The following is a 16,887-nucleotide window of genomic DNA, read 5'->3' as shown; positions in this document are numbered from 1 at the left end:
ATTCGCCTTTATCTTTGTTCGTACCTCACAAAGGATACCGGCTGCTATCGGGGCTAAAACATCCACGCAATCAACAGCGTTATTCGTGGCAAAAAAACTAACGACATGATCAACAAAAAAGTAAACTCTGTACAGGAAGCACTTCAGGGAATTGAAAACGGGCAAACCATCATGGTTGGTGGTTTCGGCCTTTGCGGAATCCCCGAAAACAGCATCGCCGAACTCGTCAAAAAAGATGTCAAAGATTTAACCTGCATCTCAAACAATGCCGGCGTTGACGATTTTGGACTTGGTTTGTTGTTGCAAAAACGACAAATCAAGAAAATGATTTCTTCCTATGTCGGCGAAAATGCTGAATTTGAACGCCAGATGCTTTCAGGCGAACTCGAAGTTGAACTCACGCCGCAAGGAACACTAGCCGAAAAATGCCGGGCCGCACAAGCCGGAATCCCCGCTTTCTACACACCCGCAGGCTACGGAACAGAAGTCGCCGAAGGCAAAGAAGCCCGCGAATTCAACGGCAAAATGCACGTGATGGAAGAAGCTTACAAAGCCGATTTCGCGATCGTTAAAGCCTGGAAAGGCGACACCGCCGGAAATTTAATCTTCAAAGGAACTGCCCGGAATTTCAATTCCTGCATGGCCGGTGCCGCGAAAATCACGATCGCCGAAGTTGAAGAACTCGTAGAAGCCGGAACTTTAGATCCGAACCAAATCCACATTCCCGGAATTTTTGTCAAAAGGATCTTCCAGGGTGAACATTATGAAAAAAGGATCGAACAACGAACCGTCAGAAAAAAACAATCTTAAATATTTTATTTCTTTTTATGAAAACAACGTCACTTCAAGTATTATTTATTGCTTTCCTTTTTAATGCCTGTTCAAGCAGCGATGCTGTTACAGAAGTTGCAGCAACAAATCCGTGTGCATCTGTAAGGGATCTTACCGCAATACAGCAAGCCGGCAACATAACTTTTACGATTACCACTGACTCAAGTCCTTTATATTATGAAGTTTCTTACCTAATGGCAGGAAGCGACAACAATCCCGAATTTGGCCAGAAAGAACAAATGACCACATTAACCAAAACCAAGGCGCTTTACGATTTAGGCCTTAATCCCGGAGATGTGTACCTTTTTTACGCAAGAGCAGTTTGCTCAGACAACAGCAGAAGCACATGGACTACTCCAAAAAGTGTCACCATAACAGATTTTTGTCCGGAACCGTATGATTTAAAGGCTGGTTTAAGCAATTTCGGATTTGAATTTGACTGGAGTGCTACATCGTCTGCATCGCGCTACGAAGTTCAATACGGAACGCAAGGGTTTTCGCTTGGCGCCGGAACAATAGTTGTCTCAAATACTGCTTATTATGGAGCAATGCAAATGGCAGCAAACACAACTTATGACTTTTATGTCAGGGCTTTTTGCAATACAACGAATACTTGGAGTTCATGGGTTGGGCCGTACAGCTATTTTTCGGCAACCAATCAAAATTTATGCAGCGTTCCAACAAATTTAACTTATGCTACAAATTCATTCAATGCAACACAATTGGCAGTGAATTTTGGTTGGCACTATAATGGTGAAGTGAATTTCGAATACAAAGTAGTCAGAGGCGGAAGTATCGTCGCAACATCAACCATTGATACCTCAGGCACACCGGTCGTGATTCTTCAAAAAAACGCTACCTACCAATTCTATGTCAGGGCAATCTGCTCAAGCGGAGCACCAACAGCATGGTCTGTCCCATTATCCTTTTCAATCTAAATCTGAAGTTTATAAACTTTAAACATATTTTTATGGCGCTAAATAAAGAAGAAATCGCACAAAGAATTGCAAAAGAAGTGAAACACAATTACTTCGTCAATCTTGGCATTGGCATTCCAACTTTAGTGGCCAATTATGTCCGAAAAGATATTGCGGTAGAATTCCAAAGTGAAAATGGCGTGCTCGGAATGGGCCCATTTCCGTTTGAAGGCGAAGAAGATGCCGATATCATCAATGCCGGAAAACAAACCATAACAACGCTAAAAGGCGCTTCTTTTTTCGATTCGGCGACGAGCTTCGGGATGATTCGCGGACAGCATGTGGATTTGACTATTTTAGGTGCGATGGAAGTCGCTGAAAACGGCGACATTGCCAATTGGAAAATTCCCGGAAAAATGGTCAAAGGTATGGGCGGCGCAATGGATTTGGTCGCATCTGCAGAAAATATCATCGTCGCGATGATGCACGTCAACAAAGCCGGGGAATCTAAAATCCTGAAAAGATGTACGCTTCCGTTAACTGGCGTAGGCTGTGTGAAGAAAGTCGTTACCGAGCTTGCTGTTTTAGAAATCACGCCAAAAGGCTTTAAGCTTTTAGAACGTGCTCCGGGCGTAACCGTTGAACACATTATCGCTTCGACTGAAGCCGATTTGATCATTGAAGGCGACATTCCGGAAATGCAGATTGGCTAATATTTACTATAAATATTTTGGCCACTAATTCACGAATAATTTTAAATATTCGTGAATTAGTGGCCATTTATTTTATATGCAAAACTAAACCACAAATTGCTTTAAATGGTGGTCGAGGTGCACATAATGCAATGTTCCCCATTCTTCATCCGACATTTCACCAAAAAAAGGATGTACTTTATTGACTATTATTTTCGGTCCGACGGTTTCAAAATTGGCAATCATGGCCATTAAAATTTGCCTTTCTTTTTCAAAGTCCGGATTTCCGGAAATCTTAAACTGTGTCAACGTTGGCGAATTTTTGCTAAAGCCCAGGTTCTTGATAAAACTGTTCTTGGCAATTTTCCCGAAAAGAAATCCCAACAACCCGCCTTTGAGAATCAGTTTTCCGAGCGCTACATCAATCGGTTTCTGGCAGTGCAAAACCATTTGTGAAACGGTCATTTTTCCCCAAAGCGGTTGAGATTCGGGATGAAGTTGCTGCAACCTTTTTAGTAAACTTTCGTTATCCTGTTTATCAAAAATATTTGTCATTTTTTATATTTTATGGATTAGAAAAACCAGCTTGCGACGAAAATTGCTGTAACCACACATATCAGATCGACCAAAAGCATCGATCCCAGTGTATATCTCGTATTCTTCACTTTGATCGATCCAAAATAAACGGCGATCACATAAAAAGTGGTTTCGGCACTGCACTGAAAAATACAGCTCAGCCTTCCGGTGAAAGAATCCGGCCCGAAAGTGCGCATCGAATCAATCATAAATCCGCGTGACCCGCCAGAGCTAAAAGGCCTAAGCATCGCAACAGGCAACGAATCGGTAATTTCTTTGCTTACGCCGATGTGTGAAAATACAAACGAAATTCCGTTGCTGATAATTTCAAACAAACCGCTGTTCCTGAAAAATGAAATCGCGACCAGCATTCCCAGAACATAAGGAAAAATCGTTACACCGGTTTTCAGTCCGTTGTTGGCGCCCGTCACGAAAGAATCGAAAATCGTCGTATTCAGTTCTGTAAATTTCTTTTCGTGGATAAAGGAAAAAACCAGCGTAAATGCAATAATCCCAACGAGCATCAATCCCGAAAGATTTCCGGTAAACAAATTTTTCTCTACCAAATCCATTCGTCCGATGTATAGCATCAACCCGGCAATCGCGGCAATCAAAGTCATTAAAGTGACCACAAGCGAAGCACTTTTAAAGTTGATTTTCTGCCTGATTCCGATGACCAGAAATGCCGCAATGGTTCCAACGAAAGAGGTAATGATGCACGGCAACATCACATCGGCAGGATTGCTCGCATTTTCAGCAGCGCGGTATCCGATGATGGAAGTCGGGATCAACGTCAGTCCGGCCGCATGCAAACACATAAACATGATTTGAGCGTCGCTGGCGCGGTCTTTATCGGGATTCAATTCCTGCAAACTCTGCATCGCTTTTAGTCCGAATGGTGTTGCTGCGGAATCCAAACCGAGGAAGTTTGCTGCAAAATTCAACGTCATGTAGGAGATCGATTCGTGGTTTTTTGGAACTGTCGGGAACACTTTTACAAACACCGGACTCAGTTTTTTAGCGAGTTTCTCAGAAGCTCCGGAATCGATCAGCAATTGCATGAGTCCGCAGAAAAAAGCAAGGTAAGCGATCAGTGGAAGGATCAGATCAAGCAGTGTATTTTTACACGTTGGCAAAAGCCCGTCGGTTTTTTGTACGCCGCTGTAGATTTTTACCGTTTTGTTTTTGAAGATGTAAGTCGTGTCGGCATTCGATTCAACTTTATTAATGACGATCGTTTGTTCAGGCGCTTTTTCAATGCTGTCGCGGATAAACTCAGGCAACTGTTCTTTATATTTTTCGGAAATCAAAACCGGATCATCCTTTTTTCCATTCAATATAAAATCGACTGAATAATTGTTTCCTGTGAATAAGCTCACGACCACAAATACAATCGAAGAAATGAAAATCACCAGCCAGAACCTGCTTAAAACCATAATCTGTTTTTTTGTAAATGTAGATTATTTAGTCGAAAGTTGGAAAGCCGACAGTCGAAAGTTGCGTTGCTTCGCCGATTTACACATGCAAAATCTCATCATCAACCAGCAAATCTTCACGCCGCAAACGCAAGAAAATCTGGGCAACGGCAATCGTGTCTTTTTCACAATAGGTTACAATGCGGTCGATGTCTTTTTCAACATAAAAAACGTGGCCAACCTGGCTGCCGTCGATGTCGCCTTTTGGAGATGGAATCCCTAAGATTTTTGTCAGCAGTTTTAAAGACGTAAAATGTTTGTAATCGCCAAATTTCCACAATTCCAGGGTATCGAGATGCGGAATTTCCCATGGTTTTTTTCCGAATAAATTAAGTTTGTTTGGAATCGGAATTTGGTTGATGATCATTCTCCTGGCGATAAACGGAATGTCGAATTCTTTTGCATTATGTCCGCAAAGCAAATGCTGTGGCTGGTTAAAGTGGTTGTTCAGCAGGTTGTTGAAATCCTTTAAGATCTTTGCTTCTTCTCCAAAAAATGAGGTCACGCGAAAATTCCGGATGTCGCCTTTGAGGACAAAATAACCTACGGAAATGCAGACGATTTTTCCAAATTCTGCCCAGATTCCAGCACGGTCATAAAAGTCTTCAGGCGTGTATTCGTCGCGTCTTTGGTATTGGGTTTTGAGTTCCCAAAGCTGCTGCATGTCGGCGTCGAGCGCATTGAAATTTTCCACCATCGGAACAGTTTCGATGTCGAGGAACAAAATGTGTTCTAAGTTAATTTTCTCAATCATAATGGCGTGTATTTAAAGTTTCTGGCTAATATTATTTTCTTTTGGCAAGCATTTTATAGGTTTCGTCAATATAGCCGTAAAAATCGTCGCTGTGCTTGTTGCCAGTCGTGCTTCGGACGTGTCGGTTTCCAAGGCGAACGATGATCAGATCGTCTTCAGGAATCACGATCACATATTGCCCAAGATGTCCGCGCATGTAAAATATTTTCTTGTTTTTGTAATTGCTGAGCCAGAAACCGTAACCGTATTCAGGCGAATCTGCAAAGCGCGGCGTCGTTGACTTGACTATAAAAGTACTGTCAAGTATTTGCTGTCCGTTCCATTTTCCGTTTTGTTTGTACAATTTTCCGAAACGTGCAAAATCGCGTGCATTGCTTGCAATACAACAATATGCTTTGACCATTCCGCCTTTGTGGTCGGTTTGCCAAAGCGCTTCATTTTCTGCGCCAAGCGGCTGCCAGAAATTTTTGGAAACATAGTCGGCGAGGTTTTCCCCGGTTGCTTTTTGGATGCACATTGCGAGCAATTGCGTGTTTCCGGAAAGGTATTTATATGATTTTCCCGGCTCGCTTTCTCCTTTTAAACCGAGGATGATTTTATCTAAATCTTCATCAAAATAAGCGCGTGTGGTTACTGAAAACGGACTGTAATACGATTCATCCCAATCTAATCCGGAAGCCATCGAGGACAAATCACCAACGGTCATTGTGGCTGTTTTTCCATCTGCAAATTCAGGATAAAAATCAGAAACCAACTGCTCAAGGCTTTTGATCTTTCCCTGCATGATCGCTTTTCCAAGCGCTGCCGAAACCACGCTTTTTGCCATCGAAAATGAATTTGATTTGGAATCTTTTCCATAACCATCATAATAACTTTCGTTCCAGATGCTGTCCTTTTTTATAATCAAAAAGGCGACGCTTCCGGTTTCTTGATGCCAGTTTTCGAGTTCAGCAGTTGGTTTTACCGAATTGTAATCTTTGGAAATTGCCCAAGGCTGCGGCGTGGTGCTTTTTGGAATGGTGCGGTTTGCAAAATATTTATAATCATCGAGAAATGCCGTTGTGTGGCCGTTTAAATAAACTGTTCTGACTGCGGTGATCAGGTAATCAAAATTGAAAATGTAGAGCAGTAAGGTGATTGATGTCAACACGACGATGAACCACAACAGGATTTTGACAAGGATTTTCATAAATGTTTGTTTGCAAAGGCAAAGCAATTTACACAATTTTCCTTTATGATTCTTTTTTAGAAAAGACTTTGCTGATGGCTTGGATTTTCATGTTCGATGAGCCATTTCTTGCGCCACAATCCGCCGGCATAACCGGTTAGCGAACCATCTGTTCCGATGACGCGATGGTACGGAACAACAATCCATAACGGATTTTTTCCATTGGCTGAAGCCACGGCCCGTATGGCTTTGACATCGCCGATTTTTTTGGACAGATCAAGGTAAGACATGGTTTTCCCAAATGGAATTTTCAACAATTCCTGCCATACTTTTTGCTGGAAATCAGTTCCTGACGGATTTAATTTAAAGGTAAAATCCTGGCGTTTGCCATCGAAATAATCGTAGAGTTGGCTGACTGCTTCCCCAAGTATTTCGGGGATTTCTGAAGAAATTTCCGTTTCATCGTTCAATATGGAAATGACTGAAATCCCCGATTCGTCTCCGGTGATTTTCGTGATTCCGAGCGGTGAATTGATAAAGGCGGTTTCCATTGTTAAAGGTAAGTTTTTGCGTTGAAATCATAAGCTTATTTTTGAAACTGTCGCCCTAGCCCTGATAGAAGCGGAAATCCTTTTTGAGGTTTTACCGAAAAAAGATTGCTTCACTTTATTTCTACTTTTCATATGAGTTCAGTGAATTTCATTTGCAGCGGATAGCCGGAATCAGCTCCTGAAAAACTACTTCAAATGGCTCAAAATGTAACTTTCGAGCGCTTTTAATTCGACTTCAGACATTTGCTTCGTGATCGTGAAATTCGTTTTCATGACTTCAAACTGACTCGGATCGACGATGGGTTCTTCGTTGCCTTTGAGAAAATTTACGATGCTTGCGTTCTTGTCTTTGTAGGTTTTTGCAATTTCCTGCAGACTTGGGCCAATGATTTTCTGGTCGGGCTGATGGCAGGCGATGCAGTTTCCTTTGCCTTCGAAAAGCTCCTGACCAAGTTGTTCGGGCGTTTGCTTTTCAGTTTGCGCTTCTGGATACAGATTTTCTTTTTTTTCTTCAGATTTACAACTGAAAAACAGGCCGATTGCTATTAAAAATAAAAGCTTTTTGTACATGTTTTTTTATTTTTTTGAACCATTAAGGCATTAAGACCCGTTAAGCAAAAACTTAATTTCCTTAATTCCTTAACTGTGAATTTTAAAATATTTATCTGTTTAAAATGACGGCTGCTTCTTTCGCAAAATACGTCGAAATGATGTTCGCTCCTGCCCTTTTGATGCAGTACAATTGTTCAATCATGATCTTGTCGTGGTCAAGCCAACCGCGCTCTGAGGCCGCTTTGACCATCGCATATTCGCCTGAAACCTGATAAACGGCAACAGGAACATTTACAGCATTTTTAACTTCGCGAACAATGTCGAGATACGCCATTCCGGGTTTTACCATCACAATATCGGCGCCTTCAGCCACGTCGTCGAGCGTTTCTTTGATGGCTTCGATGCGGTTTGCATAATCCATCTGATACGTTTTTTTATCTTTTGGCACATGGTTTAGATCGACCGGCGCAGAATCGAGTGCGTCGCGGAAAGGCCCGTAAAATGCCGATGCATATTTTGCACTGTAACTCATGATTCCTACATTGTGGTGTCCGTTTTCTTCAAGTGCTTTTCTGATCGCATACACGCGGCCGTCCATCATGTCTGAAGGTGCAACAAAATCGGCTCCGGCTTCGGCGTGGCTGAGGCTCATACGCGTAAGCGCATCAACCGTTGAATCGTTCATGATTTGTCCTTTTTCGATAATGCCATCGTGGCCGTAAATCGAATATGGATCAAGCGCGACATCTGGCATCACGATCATTTCAGGAACGGCGTCTTTGATCGCGCGGATCGTTTGCTGCATGAGTCCGTCTTTGTTCCAGGCTTCTTTTCCGGTGTTGTCTTTGAGGTTTTCGGAAACTTTAACGTAAATATTTACGGCTGTGATCCCGAGATTCCAGGCTTCTTTAATTTCTTTGATGGTGTTGTCGAGCGAATGGCGGTAAATTCCGGGCATCGATGGAATGGCAATTTTGACGTCTTTGCCTTCGGCGACGAACATCGGTAACATAAAATCGTTCGGACTTAAAGTCGTTTCTCTTACTAAACTTCTGATCGATTCATTGGTTCTGAGTCTTCTATTTCTGTTGAACATCATATTTTAATGGATAATGGATAATGAACAATTGATAATTGAGACACTATCGTAGATTATTTTTATTTTTTGAATGGTAATTTCTGGTTGATTTTATCGGTGGTTTCAGTCAGTTTTTTGGGTGGTTTGAACCGATAGCCGAGGTAAATTTCGCCCCTCGAAACCGTATCGCCCCATTCGACATCGGAGCCGGTATTGCTGTTGAAATATTTTGCATTGGAATTGATTCCGGCAAAAAATGTATCTGAATTGTAACCTAATGCGGCGCTAATTTCCATCTGATACAAAGCCGAAGCATCGGAATCTGCATATTCTACTCCGAAACCCGGCAAAACGCCCAGCGAGAAAAAGAAATTTTTCCTGATGACGAAATTGTAATAATAGGCCGGCGATAACGCTGCAGTGTAAATGTTTACGGTTTCGTCGAAATCTTCAATTTTAAACCGCAGTTTGGTGTAATATAAGGATAAGGTTGGAACGAAACTTCCGGCGCTTTTTTGCTGCCATTCGCTTTGCGCCGAAACAGCTCGGAATGAAAAGTTCTTGTTTAAAATGTATGAAGTCTGCCCGCCGATTTTTAAGGTTTTCATTTCGGGAAGCGGAACTTGCTGGTCGTTTGCTTCGAGGTAAAATCCTCTTTGACTGTACAAATCAAAACTCTGTGTCCATTGCTTGTGGAATGCGCGAAAATTCAGGTTGTATAATTTCGAATTGTTGTTGTCTTTGTTAGTTGCGAGAAAATCTGGTGCAAAGCCAAAACTGAATGCAATTGATCGGTAACTTATGCCAAGATCAATTCGCTCGCGGTCATTCGGAACAATATCATATCTCATATTATTGGCAACATCATTTAAAACAAAACTGTTTGATGTGGAATTTACAGAAAGTTTTGTTGTAATGTTGTCATCGAATGGTTTAAAATAGCGCACACGGGTTGAGTCTTCCTGCGCCAGACAGCTCAGAAAACTGGTAAAAAAAATCCCTATGCAATAATTTTTCAAATTAATGGATAATTGATGATGGACAATTGATAATTACATTCAACCAGAAATGTAAGTTCTTTCTTCGTCGCATATTTTATTTGAACCATTAAGGAATTAAGACTAGTTAAGTCTACTTAATGAATCTTAATTCCTTAATGGTTTATTTTGTTAAATCCAATCTACCGGGTTTTCTAAAACTTTCAACAACTTTTCCTCTTCACTTCCTTTTTCCGGATGATGGTCGTAAATCCATTGCACGGTTGGTGGCAAACTCATCAAAATGCTTTCGATGCGGCCGTTGGTTTTTAGCCCGAACAACGTGCCTTTGTCGTGAACGAGATTGAATTCGACATAACGCCCACGGCGGATTTCCTGCCAGTTTTTTTGTGCTTCTGTATACGGCAAATCTTTTCTTTTTTCTACAATCGGAACGTATGCTTCGAGGAAACTGTTGCCTATTTCAGTCACGAAATCATACCAGTTTTCCATCGACATTTGTTCTGTTGCTTTGCAATAATCGAAGAACAAACCACCAATGCCACGTGCTTCGTTGCGGTGCGCGTTCCAGAAATACCCATCACATTGTTTTTTATATTTTGTATAAAAGTCGCGGTTGTGTTTGTCGCAGGCCGTTTTTGAGGTTTGGTGAAAATGTTTTGCATCTTCTTCAAATAAATAATACGGCGTTAAATCCTGGCCGCCGCCGAACCACGACTGGATGACATTTCCTACCTCATCATACATTTCAAAATAACGCCAATTTGCATGAACCGTGGGCACCATTGGGCTTTTTGGATGGATGACCAAACTGAGTCCGCACGCAAAAAAATCAGCTTCGCCTACGTTGAATAATTTTTGCATCGAATCGGGCAATTTGCCGTGAACTGCTGAAATGTTGACGCCGCCTTTTTCGAATACTGCGCCGTTTTCAATGACGCGTGTTCGTCCTCCGCCGCCTTCTGGGCGTTGCCAAATGTCTTCACGGAATTTGGCGTGGCCATCGATTTTTTCAAGTCCGGCAACAATTTCGTCTTGGAGATTCTGTATGTATTGGTAAAATTTATCTTTCATAATAATCGGATTTTAAGAGTCCGAAATAAACAATATCTTCTAAAACGCCTTCACCGTTTTTAAATTCTTCGCGTAAAATGCCTTCCTGCTGAAAACCGTTTTTCGTTGCAATTTTTTGGCTTCCGAAATTGATTTTTGATGTACAGATGAAAATCTTGTTCATCATCAATTCGCGGAAACAAAAGCTGATCGTTTGTACAACTGCTTTCGAAATGATGCCTTTTCCTTCGAAATCCTGATCTACAAAATACGCAAGTTCGCATTTTCGGATTTTTTTATTGAGGTTTTTAATCATCACAAATCCGATCAAAATTCCGGTTTCGAGGTTTCTCAGATAAAAATAATAGGATTCTTCTTTTTCCTGATTTTCGATTGCTTCGCCGAGATACTGAATGGTTTTCTCGAAATTCTCACAGCTTGAAACTGTAACCGGAAATGTTTTGCTGATGTGGTTTCGGTTTTTCTCAATCAGGTTGAACAATTCTTCGGGAAGAATTTCAGCGATGGTTTGTATGTTCCAGTTTTCGAATGCCATAACTTACTTTTTTGCAGCTGCGATTTTAGTCGAAATTCCGAATGAAAACACTTTGCTTTCGGATTGAATGTAATTGTAAACGGCGATGGCGCATTGTTTCCAATGTATTGAATTTTCATTCGACCGATCGGAAACTGAAATCAGAAAATCGGCAAATTGTTCTGCATTTTCCCAGTCAAAATTGAATTTTTTCAAATGCAACACCAAATCTTGCGGACTTAAATTAGACAACATTTCAAACGTCAAGCCGATTTGAGCCAAAATCTGATCGATGGAATCAGTTCCCGTTTCAGGAACATAATCCAAACCAATCAACTTTTTTAAAACGTTGTTGATTCTTTCGTTTTCTTCGTCGCGAAGCCTTGCGGTTAATGGCATAGATTTACTTTATTGGTAGTGCGTGAGATTTGCGTGAGGGATTGAGGCTTTGTTTAAGCTCGTTGCTGAGGCACGAAGCAACAGCGAGTGCCGAAAGCACGACGGTGGCGAGCAAAATGCGATTAGCTTTTTGGGAGCCGCCGACACGCCCCATTATCAATTATTATATTCTTTCACCGCATCGATGAACGCTTTCGCGTGATCTACCGGAATATTCGGCAGGATTCCGTGGCCTAAATTCACGATGTATTTGTCTTTCCCGAATTCGTCGATCATTTGGTGCACCATTTTTTTGATTGTCGGAATCGGCGACAACAACCTTGACGGATCAAAATTTCCCTGCAACGTAATGTTTCCGCCCGATAAGTACCTGGCGTTTCTTGGCGAACACGTCCAGTCTACGCCAAGTGCCGATGCTTTGCTTTTGCCCATTTCGCCGAGTGCAAACCAGCAGCCTTTTCCGAAGACAATGACTGGCGTGATGTCTGCTAAAGCTTCAACGATCTGGTTGATGTATTTCCACGAAAATTCCTGGTAATCGACTGGTGAAAGCATGCCGCCCCAGCTGTCAAAAATCTGGACTGCGTTGACTCCGGCTTCGACTTTTTTCTTTAAATAAGCGATTGTCGTATCGGTGATTTTTTGCAATAAAACGTGTGCTGCTTCGGGATGCGAAAAGCAAAATCCTTTGGCAGTGTCGAAACTTTTTGAGCCTTTTCCTTCAACGGCGTAACAAAAAATCGTCCATGGTGAACCTGCAAAACCAATCAGCGGAACCTCATCATTGAGCATTTCTTTGGTCATTTTGATCGCGTCCATAACGTAGCCTAAAGTTTCATCGATATCGGGAACAATGACTCTTTCAACATCCTGAATCGTCCGGATTGGATTGGGTAAAAATGGTCCAACGGATTCTTTCATTAATACTTCAATGCCCATTGCTTGCGGCACGACGAGTATGTCTGAGAATAGAATCGCTGCATCTGGAGCAATTCTTCTGATGGGCTGCACGGTAATTTCAGAAGCCAATTCCGGCGTTTGGCAGCGTGTAAAAAAATCGTATTTGTCGCGCAGGGCGATGAATTCGGGCAAATACCTGCCAGCTTGGCGCATCATCCAGACTGGCGGACGTTCTACGGTTTCTCCGCGCAATGCTTTTAAAAATAGGTCGTTTTTGATCATTTGTTTATTTGTGCTAAACTTAAATTTTTCTTAATCCCTTAATGATAAAAAAATAAACCATTAAGAAATGAAGGTTCATTAAGATTGTTTGTAATAATTTATCGTCTGGATGATAGTGTTTTCAACGGATGGCTGATTTGCAATTATGATATTTTTTGTATTCTTTTCTAATGCTTTCGCAGTCGTGTTTCCGATGCAAAAACAGGTTTCATTTGTGATTTTATTTATTGAAAGAAAACTTTCAACTGCTGAAGGACTGAAAAATAAAATGCCGTCGGTTGCTGTATTTATTAGACTTGGCGTTAAAACCGTTTTATAAACTTCGACTTCATTGAACAACACATTCGCCTTTTTCAACTGATTTGGAAGTTCATCCAGACGCAAATTTCCGTTGAAAAAAGTGAAGTTTTCCATTGGATATTGTGCGATGATCATTTGTGCCAATTCGGCTGCGCTGTTCGCGATTTCCTGAACCGTAAATCCATTTTCATCGAGCAGATTAGCCGTTTTTTCGCCTACGCAAAACGCTGGATTTCTTCGGATATCCTGAACATCGGGATGATTGCTAACGGCTTTCACGGTATTTCCGCTTGTAAAAATCAGGTTGTCGTGAATGTTTGAGAACGTAAATTCTGTATTTCGAATGTTAATAAAATCGGCTTCAACAACAGAAAAACCGGCGTTCAGCAAAAATTGCTTTTGGTTCGGCTGGAGTTTTTTTGTTGAAAAGATCCGGATCATATTATTTGTTTAAATCTTTTCTGATTTGGATCATAATTTCTCTTCCGCCGTTATCCAATACGAATAAAGCACAATCGCGCCCGAAATTTTTATAACTGTCAATCGAAATAGTCTTTTCAATATGAATTTTGTCTTTTCCGTCAAGCGAACACAGCAAACCTTCAAAACGAATTTGGTTTTCAAACACTTCCGCGAAAGCACCAATTGGAGCCGTACATCCGCCTTCGAGCGTTTTTAAAAATTCGCGTTCGATTTCGGTACAGATTTCAGTTTGTTTGTGGTTTAATTTGGCAACGGCTTCACGGCAAAAAATATCAGTTTCCATGGCGACAACGACCATTGCGCCTTGTGCGGGCGCGGGAATCATCCAATCGAGATCGATGTGGTTTTCAGGTTTTAGATTAATTCTGTCAAGTCCGGCTTCTGCGAAAACAGCGCCGTTCCAGTTGTTTTCTTTGAGTTTTTGCAGACGCGTATTGACGTTTCCGCGCAAATCGACGACTTCATGGTTTGGGTAACGGTTCAGCCATTGTGCTTGTCGGCGCAAACTTCCCGTGGCAACAATTCCGTTTGAATGTAAAAAATCAAGATTCCCTTTGTGAACTAAAATGTCTTTTTCACTTGCGCGCTCCAAAACCGCGGCCTGAACAATCCCAATGGGCAAAGCGGTGGGCACATCTTTCATCGAATGCACGGCAATATCAATCTGGCCATTGATCATTGCAATGTCTAAAGTTTTGGTAAAAATCCCGGTAATTCCGAGTTCGTAAAGCGGTTTGTCAAGAAGAATATCGCCTTGAGATTTTACGGCGGTGATTTCGGTTTGGTAACCCAGATCATTGAGTTTTTTTTCAACGGTATGCGCCTGCCAAAGTGCGAGTTCGCTGTCGCGGGTTCCGATTCTTATTGTTTTGTTTGTCATCATTAACATGCTATTTTTTTAACCATTAAGAGATGAAGGCACATTAAGATTTTGGGCATATTACGAGTGCTTAATTTTCTTAATTCCTTAATGGTTTAAATCGTTTTTGCCTCAATCTGAAACACTTTTTCAATCCATTCAATGCTTTCATCGACCATGGTATTGTCATTTTTCAAATGATTTGCAAAATGTGTAGTGATTTTCTGGATGATCCTGGCACTGATGATTTCGGCCTGTTCTTCATTGAAACCCACGATTTTTTTGCTTTGGAAATCGAGCTCTGAATTCTTGATCGCGTTCAGTTTTTCTTTTAAAGCATTGATGGTCGGGGCGAATTTCCTGGCTTTTGTCCAGGTAGTGAATTCTTCCTTGATTTCTTCGATGATCGCTTCGGCGGCCGGAATGTGTCTTTTGCGGTTTTCCAGAGTTTCGTCTGTCATCTGGGACAAATGGTCCATGTGGATCAAAGTCACGCCTTCCACATTTTTGACATTGTCATGGACGTTTTTCGGAATCGACAAATCTAAAATCAAAAGTGGTTTTTTCAGATTTAAAATCGCTGCGTCAACGGTTGGGTTTTGCGCGCCGGTGGCCACAACGACTACATCGGCTTTTTGCAATTCGAGGTGCAATTCCGAATAATCTTTTACAATTAAATTCAATTTGCCTGCGAGTTTTTCGGCTTTGTCTTTCGTTCTGTTGATTAAAGTAATGTGTTCATTTTTGGTATGTTTAACCAGATTCTCGCACGTATTTCTTCCGATTTTCCCAGTCCCAAACAGTAAAATGTTTTTATTTTTGATGTCGGCTACATTCTTAATGATATATTGTACCGATGCGAAAGAAACCGAAGTGGCGCCTGAACTGATCTCGGTTTCGTTCTTGATCTTTTTGCTGGCCTGAATCACGGCATTTACCAAACGGTCTAAAAAAGTATTGATCAATCCCAAAGATCTCGATTCGGCAAATCCCACTTTCAACTGGCTGATGATTTCAAAGTCGCCTAAAATCTGGCTGTCCAAACCTGTTCCAACGCGAAACATGTGGTTGATCGCTTCCTGACTTTTATACACAAAACCTACTTTTTGGAATTCCTCAACCGATCCATTGCTGTTCTCACAAATCAATTTGATCAGTTGAAACGGATGTTCTGCAAAGCCATAAATTTCGGTACGGTTGCAGGTTGAAGTGACGATTAAACTTTCGATGCCCTCGCTTTTTGCCTGGTTGAGCAAACGCGTTTTGGCGATGGTGTCGAGGCTGAATTTTCCGCGAATTTCGGCATCGGCTTTTTTATAACTGAGGCCAACGGCGTAAAAATACAGATGCTTCGACAGGTTGTTTTTTTCCATTTTACACTTTTTCTGAAAGTTCAACAAAATTATACTTATCATATTTAGAAAAGTAACGCTCAAAGGACTTTTTATATCGCTGCGGGATATTTTAATATAAATTGCTTAAAACTATGGTTTTTCTTGTAAATTTGCAGTGGAATCAAGCATTGACAATGTTCTTATGTAGAACTATTCTAAATAGAAAAGCCGCTTCTTTCCGAAAAATCATTTCAAAAAATACCGCTATGGGTTCTCAGGAAGTAATTAAAATCGAAGATGACTTTTATCTGATTCGTTTCCAGAATGATGACAACGAAGTTTTTCGGGCCGAACGTGCGATCAATCAGGGTTTGATCCAGTTTCATTTTGGGATCAAAGGCAAGGCAAAATTCATTTTCAATCAGGGAAATTATGCTTTGGAACTGAAGGAAGAAAAATCATTGTTGCTTTATAATCCGCAAAAAGAACTGCCGTTGAATTTAGAATTGGCACCGAATTCCTGGATAATTTCGGTGATTATCTCCATCAAGAAATTCCACGGATTATTTTCATCTGAAGCCGAATACATTCCGTTTTTGAGCAAAGAAAACCAGGATCGGAAATATTATGATGAAGGCAATATCAGTCCGTCAATGGCAATCGTTCTGAGCCAGTTGTTTCATTTTAACCTGCATCCATCGATCAAAAACCTATACTATAAAGGGAAAGGTTACGAATTGTTAAGCTTGTACTTTAACCGAACCGAAGATCCGGATGCTGAACAATGTCCGTTCTTAATAGACGAAGACAATGTTTTAAAAATCCGAAAAGCCAAAGACATTATCATCGCAAATATGGCCGAGCCTCCAGGTTTACAGGAACTCGCAGACCAAGTTGGCTTAAATCTCAAAAAACTTAAAATGGGTTTCAAACAGATTTACGGCGACAGCGTGTACAGTTTTTTATTCGATTACAAAATGGAATTCGCACGCAAATTACTCGAAGACGGTTCGCATAATGTGAATGAAGTCGGCCTCAAAATCGGTTACAGCACAGCCAGTCATTTTATTTCTGCATTCAAGAAAAAATTTGCCACGACACCAAAAAAATATTTAATGTCTATTAATCAAACAGCCTAATTTACTAACTT

General features: G+C 41.2%; 19 protein-coding genes. 4 read left to right on the top strand and 15 right to left on the bottom strand.

Features of this window, described 5'->3' with window-relative positions; all coding sequences use genetic code 11:
- Nucleotides 1-105: 105 nt before the first annotated feature.
- Genes BLS32_RS03990 through BLS32_RS03980 form a run of 3 tightly spaced genes read left to right on the top strand, consistent with a single transcriptional unit; the run spans nucleotide 106 to nucleotide 2,461 of the window.
- Nucleotides 106-810 carry a CoA transferase subunit A gene (locus tag BLS32_RS03990; protein ID WP_091392075.1) on the top strand — a complete coding sequence of 235 codons (705 nt, stop codon included), beginning with the start codon at nucleotides 106-108 and terminating at the stop codon, nucleotides 808-810.
- 17 nt (nucleotides 811-827) lie between these two features.
- Complete coding sequence (locus BLS32_RS03985; protein WP_091392073.1) at nucleotides 828-1,769, top strand: phage tail protein; 942 nt, start codon at nucleotides 828-830, stop codon at nucleotides 1,767-1,769.
- Between the two features lie 32 nt (nucleotides 1,770-1,801).
- Nucleotides 1,802-2,461: a 3-oxoacid CoA-transferase subunit B gene (locus BLS32_RS03980; RefSeq protein WP_091392072.1), complete on the top strand. Its 660-nt coding sequence runs from the start codon at nucleotides 1,802-1,804 to the stop codon at nucleotides 2,459-2,461.
- An 84-nt stretch (nucleotides 2,462-2,545) separates the two neighbouring features.
- Here BLS32_RS03980 and BLS32_RS03975 read toward each other — a convergent pair whose 3' ends face one another.
- The 15 genes from BLS32_RS03975 to hemA all read right to left on the bottom strand — a co-directional run bounded on the left by BLS32_RS03975 (nucleotide 2,546) and on the right by hemA (nucleotide 15,776).
- Nucleotides 2,546-2,995 (bottom strand): DUF1569 domain-containing protein, encoded by a 450-nt coding sequence (locus BLS32_RS03975; RefSeq protein ID WP_091392070.1) that lies wholly within the window; start codon nucleotides 2,993-2,995, stop codon nucleotides 2,546-2,548.
- A 17-nt stretch (nucleotides 2,996-3,012) separates the two neighbouring features.
- On the bottom strand, nucleotides 3,013-4,452 hold the full coding sequence (locus BLS32_RS03970) for a nucleoside recognition domain-containing protein (protein ID WP_091392069.1): 1,440 nt from the start codon (nucleotides 4,450-4,452) through the stop codon (nucleotides 3,013-3,015).
- Between the two features lie 79 nt (nucleotides 4,453-4,531).
- Nucleotides 4,532-5,245 carry a 3'-5' exonuclease gene (locus BLS32_RS03965; RefSeq protein ID WP_091392067.1) on the bottom strand — a complete coding sequence of 238 codons (714 nt, stop codon included), beginning with the start codon at nucleotides 5,243-5,245 and terminating at the stop codon, nucleotides 4,532-4,534.
- A 31-nt stretch (nucleotides 5,246-5,276) separates the two neighbouring features.
- Nucleotides 5,277-6,434, bottom strand: coding sequence for a serine hydrolase domain-containing protein (locus BLS32_RS03960; RefSeq protein WP_091392065.1), 1,158 nt, complete (start codon nucleotides 6,432-6,434; stop codon nucleotides 5,277-5,279).
- Between the two features lie 56 nt (nucleotides 6,435-6,490).
- The gene (locus BLS32_RS03955) at nucleotides 6,491-6,964 is read right to left on the bottom strand and encodes a methylated-DNA--[protein]-cysteine S-methyltransferase (protein WP_091392062.1); all 474 of its coding nucleotides are present in this window, start codon (nucleotides 6,962-6,964) and stop codon (nucleotides 6,491-6,493) included.
- 186 nt (nucleotides 6,965-7,150) lie between these two features.
- Entirely contained in the window at nucleotides 7,151-7,534 is a 384-nt protein-coding gene (locus BLS32_RS03950) for a c-type cytochrome (RefSeq protein WP_091392060.1), read from the bottom strand.
- 91 nt (nucleotides 7,535-7,625) lie between these two features.
- Nucleotides 7,626-8,615 carry a porphobilinogen synthase gene (gene hemB, locus BLS32_RS03945; RefSeq protein ID WP_371860011.1) on the bottom strand — a complete coding sequence of 330 codons (990 nt, stop codon included), beginning with the start codon at nucleotides 8,613-8,615 and terminating at the stop codon, nucleotides 7,626-7,628.
- Between the two features lie 59 nt (nucleotides 8,616-8,674).
- Entirely contained in the window at nucleotides 8,675-9,613 is a 939-nt protein-coding gene (locus BLS32_RS03940) for a DUF4421 family protein (protein WP_170227522.1), read from the bottom strand.
- 150 nt (nucleotides 9,614-9,763) lie between these two features.
- Complete coding sequence (gene hemF, locus BLS32_RS03935) at nucleotides 9,764-10,666, bottom strand: oxygen-dependent coproporphyrinogen oxidase (RefSeq protein WP_091392056.1); 903 nt, start codon at nucleotides 10,664-10,666, stop codon at nucleotides 9,764-9,766.
- The gene (locus BLS32_RS03930; RefSeq protein WP_091392054.1) at nucleotides 10,656-11,201 is read right to left on the bottom strand and encodes a GNAT family N-acetyltransferase; all 546 of its coding nucleotides are present in this window, start codon (nucleotides 11,199-11,201) and stop codon (nucleotides 10,656-10,658) included. Before BLS32_RS03930 ends, hemF begins: the two co-directional genes overlap by 11 nt.
- 3 nt (nucleotides 11,202-11,204) lie before the next feature.
- The gene (locus BLS32_RS03925; protein WP_091392052.1) at nucleotides 11,205-11,579 is read right to left on the bottom strand and encodes a hypothetical protein; all 375 of its coding nucleotides are present in this window, start codon (nucleotides 11,577-11,579) and stop codon (nucleotides 11,205-11,207) included.
- A gap of 156 nt (nucleotides 11,580-11,735) precedes the next feature.
- Nucleotides 11,736-12,761, bottom strand: coding sequence for a uroporphyrinogen decarboxylase (gene hemE / locus BLS32_RS03920; protein WP_091392050.1), 1,026 nt, complete (start codon nucleotides 12,759-12,761; stop codon nucleotides 11,736-11,738).
- Between the two features lie 78 nt (nucleotides 12,762-12,839).
- Complete coding sequence (locus BLS32_RS03915; RefSeq protein WP_091392048.1) at nucleotides 12,840-13,502, bottom strand: uroporphyrinogen-III synthase; 663 nt, start codon at nucleotides 13,500-13,502, stop codon at nucleotides 12,840-12,842.
- Nucleotide 13,503: 1 nt separating this feature from the next.
- Nucleotides 13,504-14,424, bottom strand: coding sequence for a hydroxymethylbilane synthase (gene hemC, locus BLS32_RS03910; protein ID WP_091392429.1), 921 nt, complete (start codon nucleotides 14,422-14,424; stop codon nucleotides 13,504-13,506).
- Between the two features lie 95 nt (nucleotides 14,425-14,519).
- Nucleotides 14,520-15,776, bottom strand: a complete 1,257-nt coding sequence (gene hemA, locus BLS32_RS03905) for a glutamyl-tRNA reductase (RefSeq protein WP_091392046.1) — start codon at nucleotides 15,774-15,776, stop codon at nucleotides 14,520-14,522.
- A gap of 227 nt (nucleotides 15,777-16,003) precedes the next feature.
- Here hemA and BLS32_RS03900 point away from each other — a divergent pair, with 227 nt between their 5' ends.
- A complete protein-coding gene (locus BLS32_RS03900; RefSeq protein WP_091392428.1) occupies nucleotides 16,004-16,876 on the top strand; it encodes an AraC family transcriptional regulator in 873 nt (290 codons plus the stop codon).
- The last annotated feature ends 11 nt before the right edge of the window (nucleotides 16,877-16,887 follow it).

Source organism: Flavobacterium noncentrifugens (assembly GCF_900100375.1).
Classification (GTDB): domain Bacteria; phylum Bacteroidota; class Bacteroidia; order Flavobacteriales; family Flavobacteriaceae; genus Flavobacterium; species Flavobacterium noncentrifugens.
This window is presented reverse-complemented; position numbering and strand designations above follow the sequence as displayed.

Coding starts and splice junctions, on each gene's coding strand:
- BLS32_RS03900 (WP_091392428.1), top strand. CDS start 16,004: ATGGGTTCTCAGGAAGTAATTAAAATCGAAGATGACTTTTATCTGATT.
- hemE (WP_091392050.1), bottom strand. CDS start 12,761: ATGATCAAAAACGACCTATTTTTAAAAGCATTGCGCGGAGAAACCGTA.
- BLS32_RS03930 (WP_091392054.1), bottom strand. CDS start 11,201: ATGGCATTCGAAAACTGGAACATACAAACCATCGCTGAAATTCTTCCC.
- BLS32_RS03965 (WP_091392067.1), bottom strand. CDS start 5,245: ATGATTGAGAAAATTAACTTAGAACACATTTTGTTCCTCGACATCGAA.
- hemA (WP_091392046.1), bottom strand. CDS start 15,776: ATGGAAAAAAACAACCTGTCGAAGCATCTGTATTTTTACGCCGTTGGC.
- BLS32_RS03980 (WP_091392072.1), top strand. CDS start 1,802: ATGGCGCTAAATAAAGAAGAAATCGCACAAAGAATTGCAAAAGAAGTG.
- hemC (WP_091392429.1), bottom strand. CDS start 14,424: ATGACAAACAAAACAATAAGAATCGGAACCCGCGACAGCGAACTCGCA.
- BLS32_RS03970 (WP_091392069.1), bottom strand. CDS start 4,452: ATGGTTTTAAGCAGGTTCTGGCTGGTGATTTTCATTTCTTCGATTGTA.
- BLS32_RS03915 (WP_091392048.1), bottom strand. CDS start 13,502: ATGATCCGGATCTTTTCAACAAAAAAACTCCAGCCGAACCAAAAGCAA.
- hemB (WP_371860011.1), bottom strand. CDS start 8,615: ATGATGTTCAACAGAAATAGAAGACTCAGAACCAATGAATCGATCAGA.
- BLS32_RS03960 (WP_091392065.1), bottom strand. CDS start 6,434: ATGAAAATCCTTGTCAAAATCCTGTTGTGGTTCATCGTCGTGTTGACA.
- BLS32_RS03950 (WP_091392060.1), bottom strand. CDS start 7,534: ATGTACAAAAAGCTTTTATTTTTAATAGCAATCGGCCTGTTTTTCAGT.
- BLS32_RS03925 (WP_091392052.1), bottom strand. CDS start 11,579: ATGCCATTAACCGCAAGGCTTCGCGACGAAGAAAACGAAAGAATCAAC.
- BLS32_RS03985 (WP_091392073.1), top strand. CDS start 828: ATGAAAACAACGTCACTTCAAGTATTATTTATTGCTTTCCTTTTTAAT.
- BLS32_RS03990 (WP_091392075.1), top strand. CDS start 106: ATGATCAACAAAAAAGTAAACTCTGTACAGGAAGCACTTCAGGGAATT.
- BLS32_RS03975 (WP_091392070.1), bottom strand. CDS start 2,995: ATGACAAATATTTTTGATAAACAGGATAACGAAAGTTTACTAAAAAGG.
- hemF (WP_091392056.1), bottom strand. CDS start 10,666: ATGAAAGATAAATTTTACCAATACATACAGAATCTCCAAGACGAAATT.
- BLS32_RS03955 (WP_091392062.1), bottom strand. CDS start 6,964: ATGGAAACCGCCTTTATCAATTCACCGCTCGGAATCACGAAAATCACC.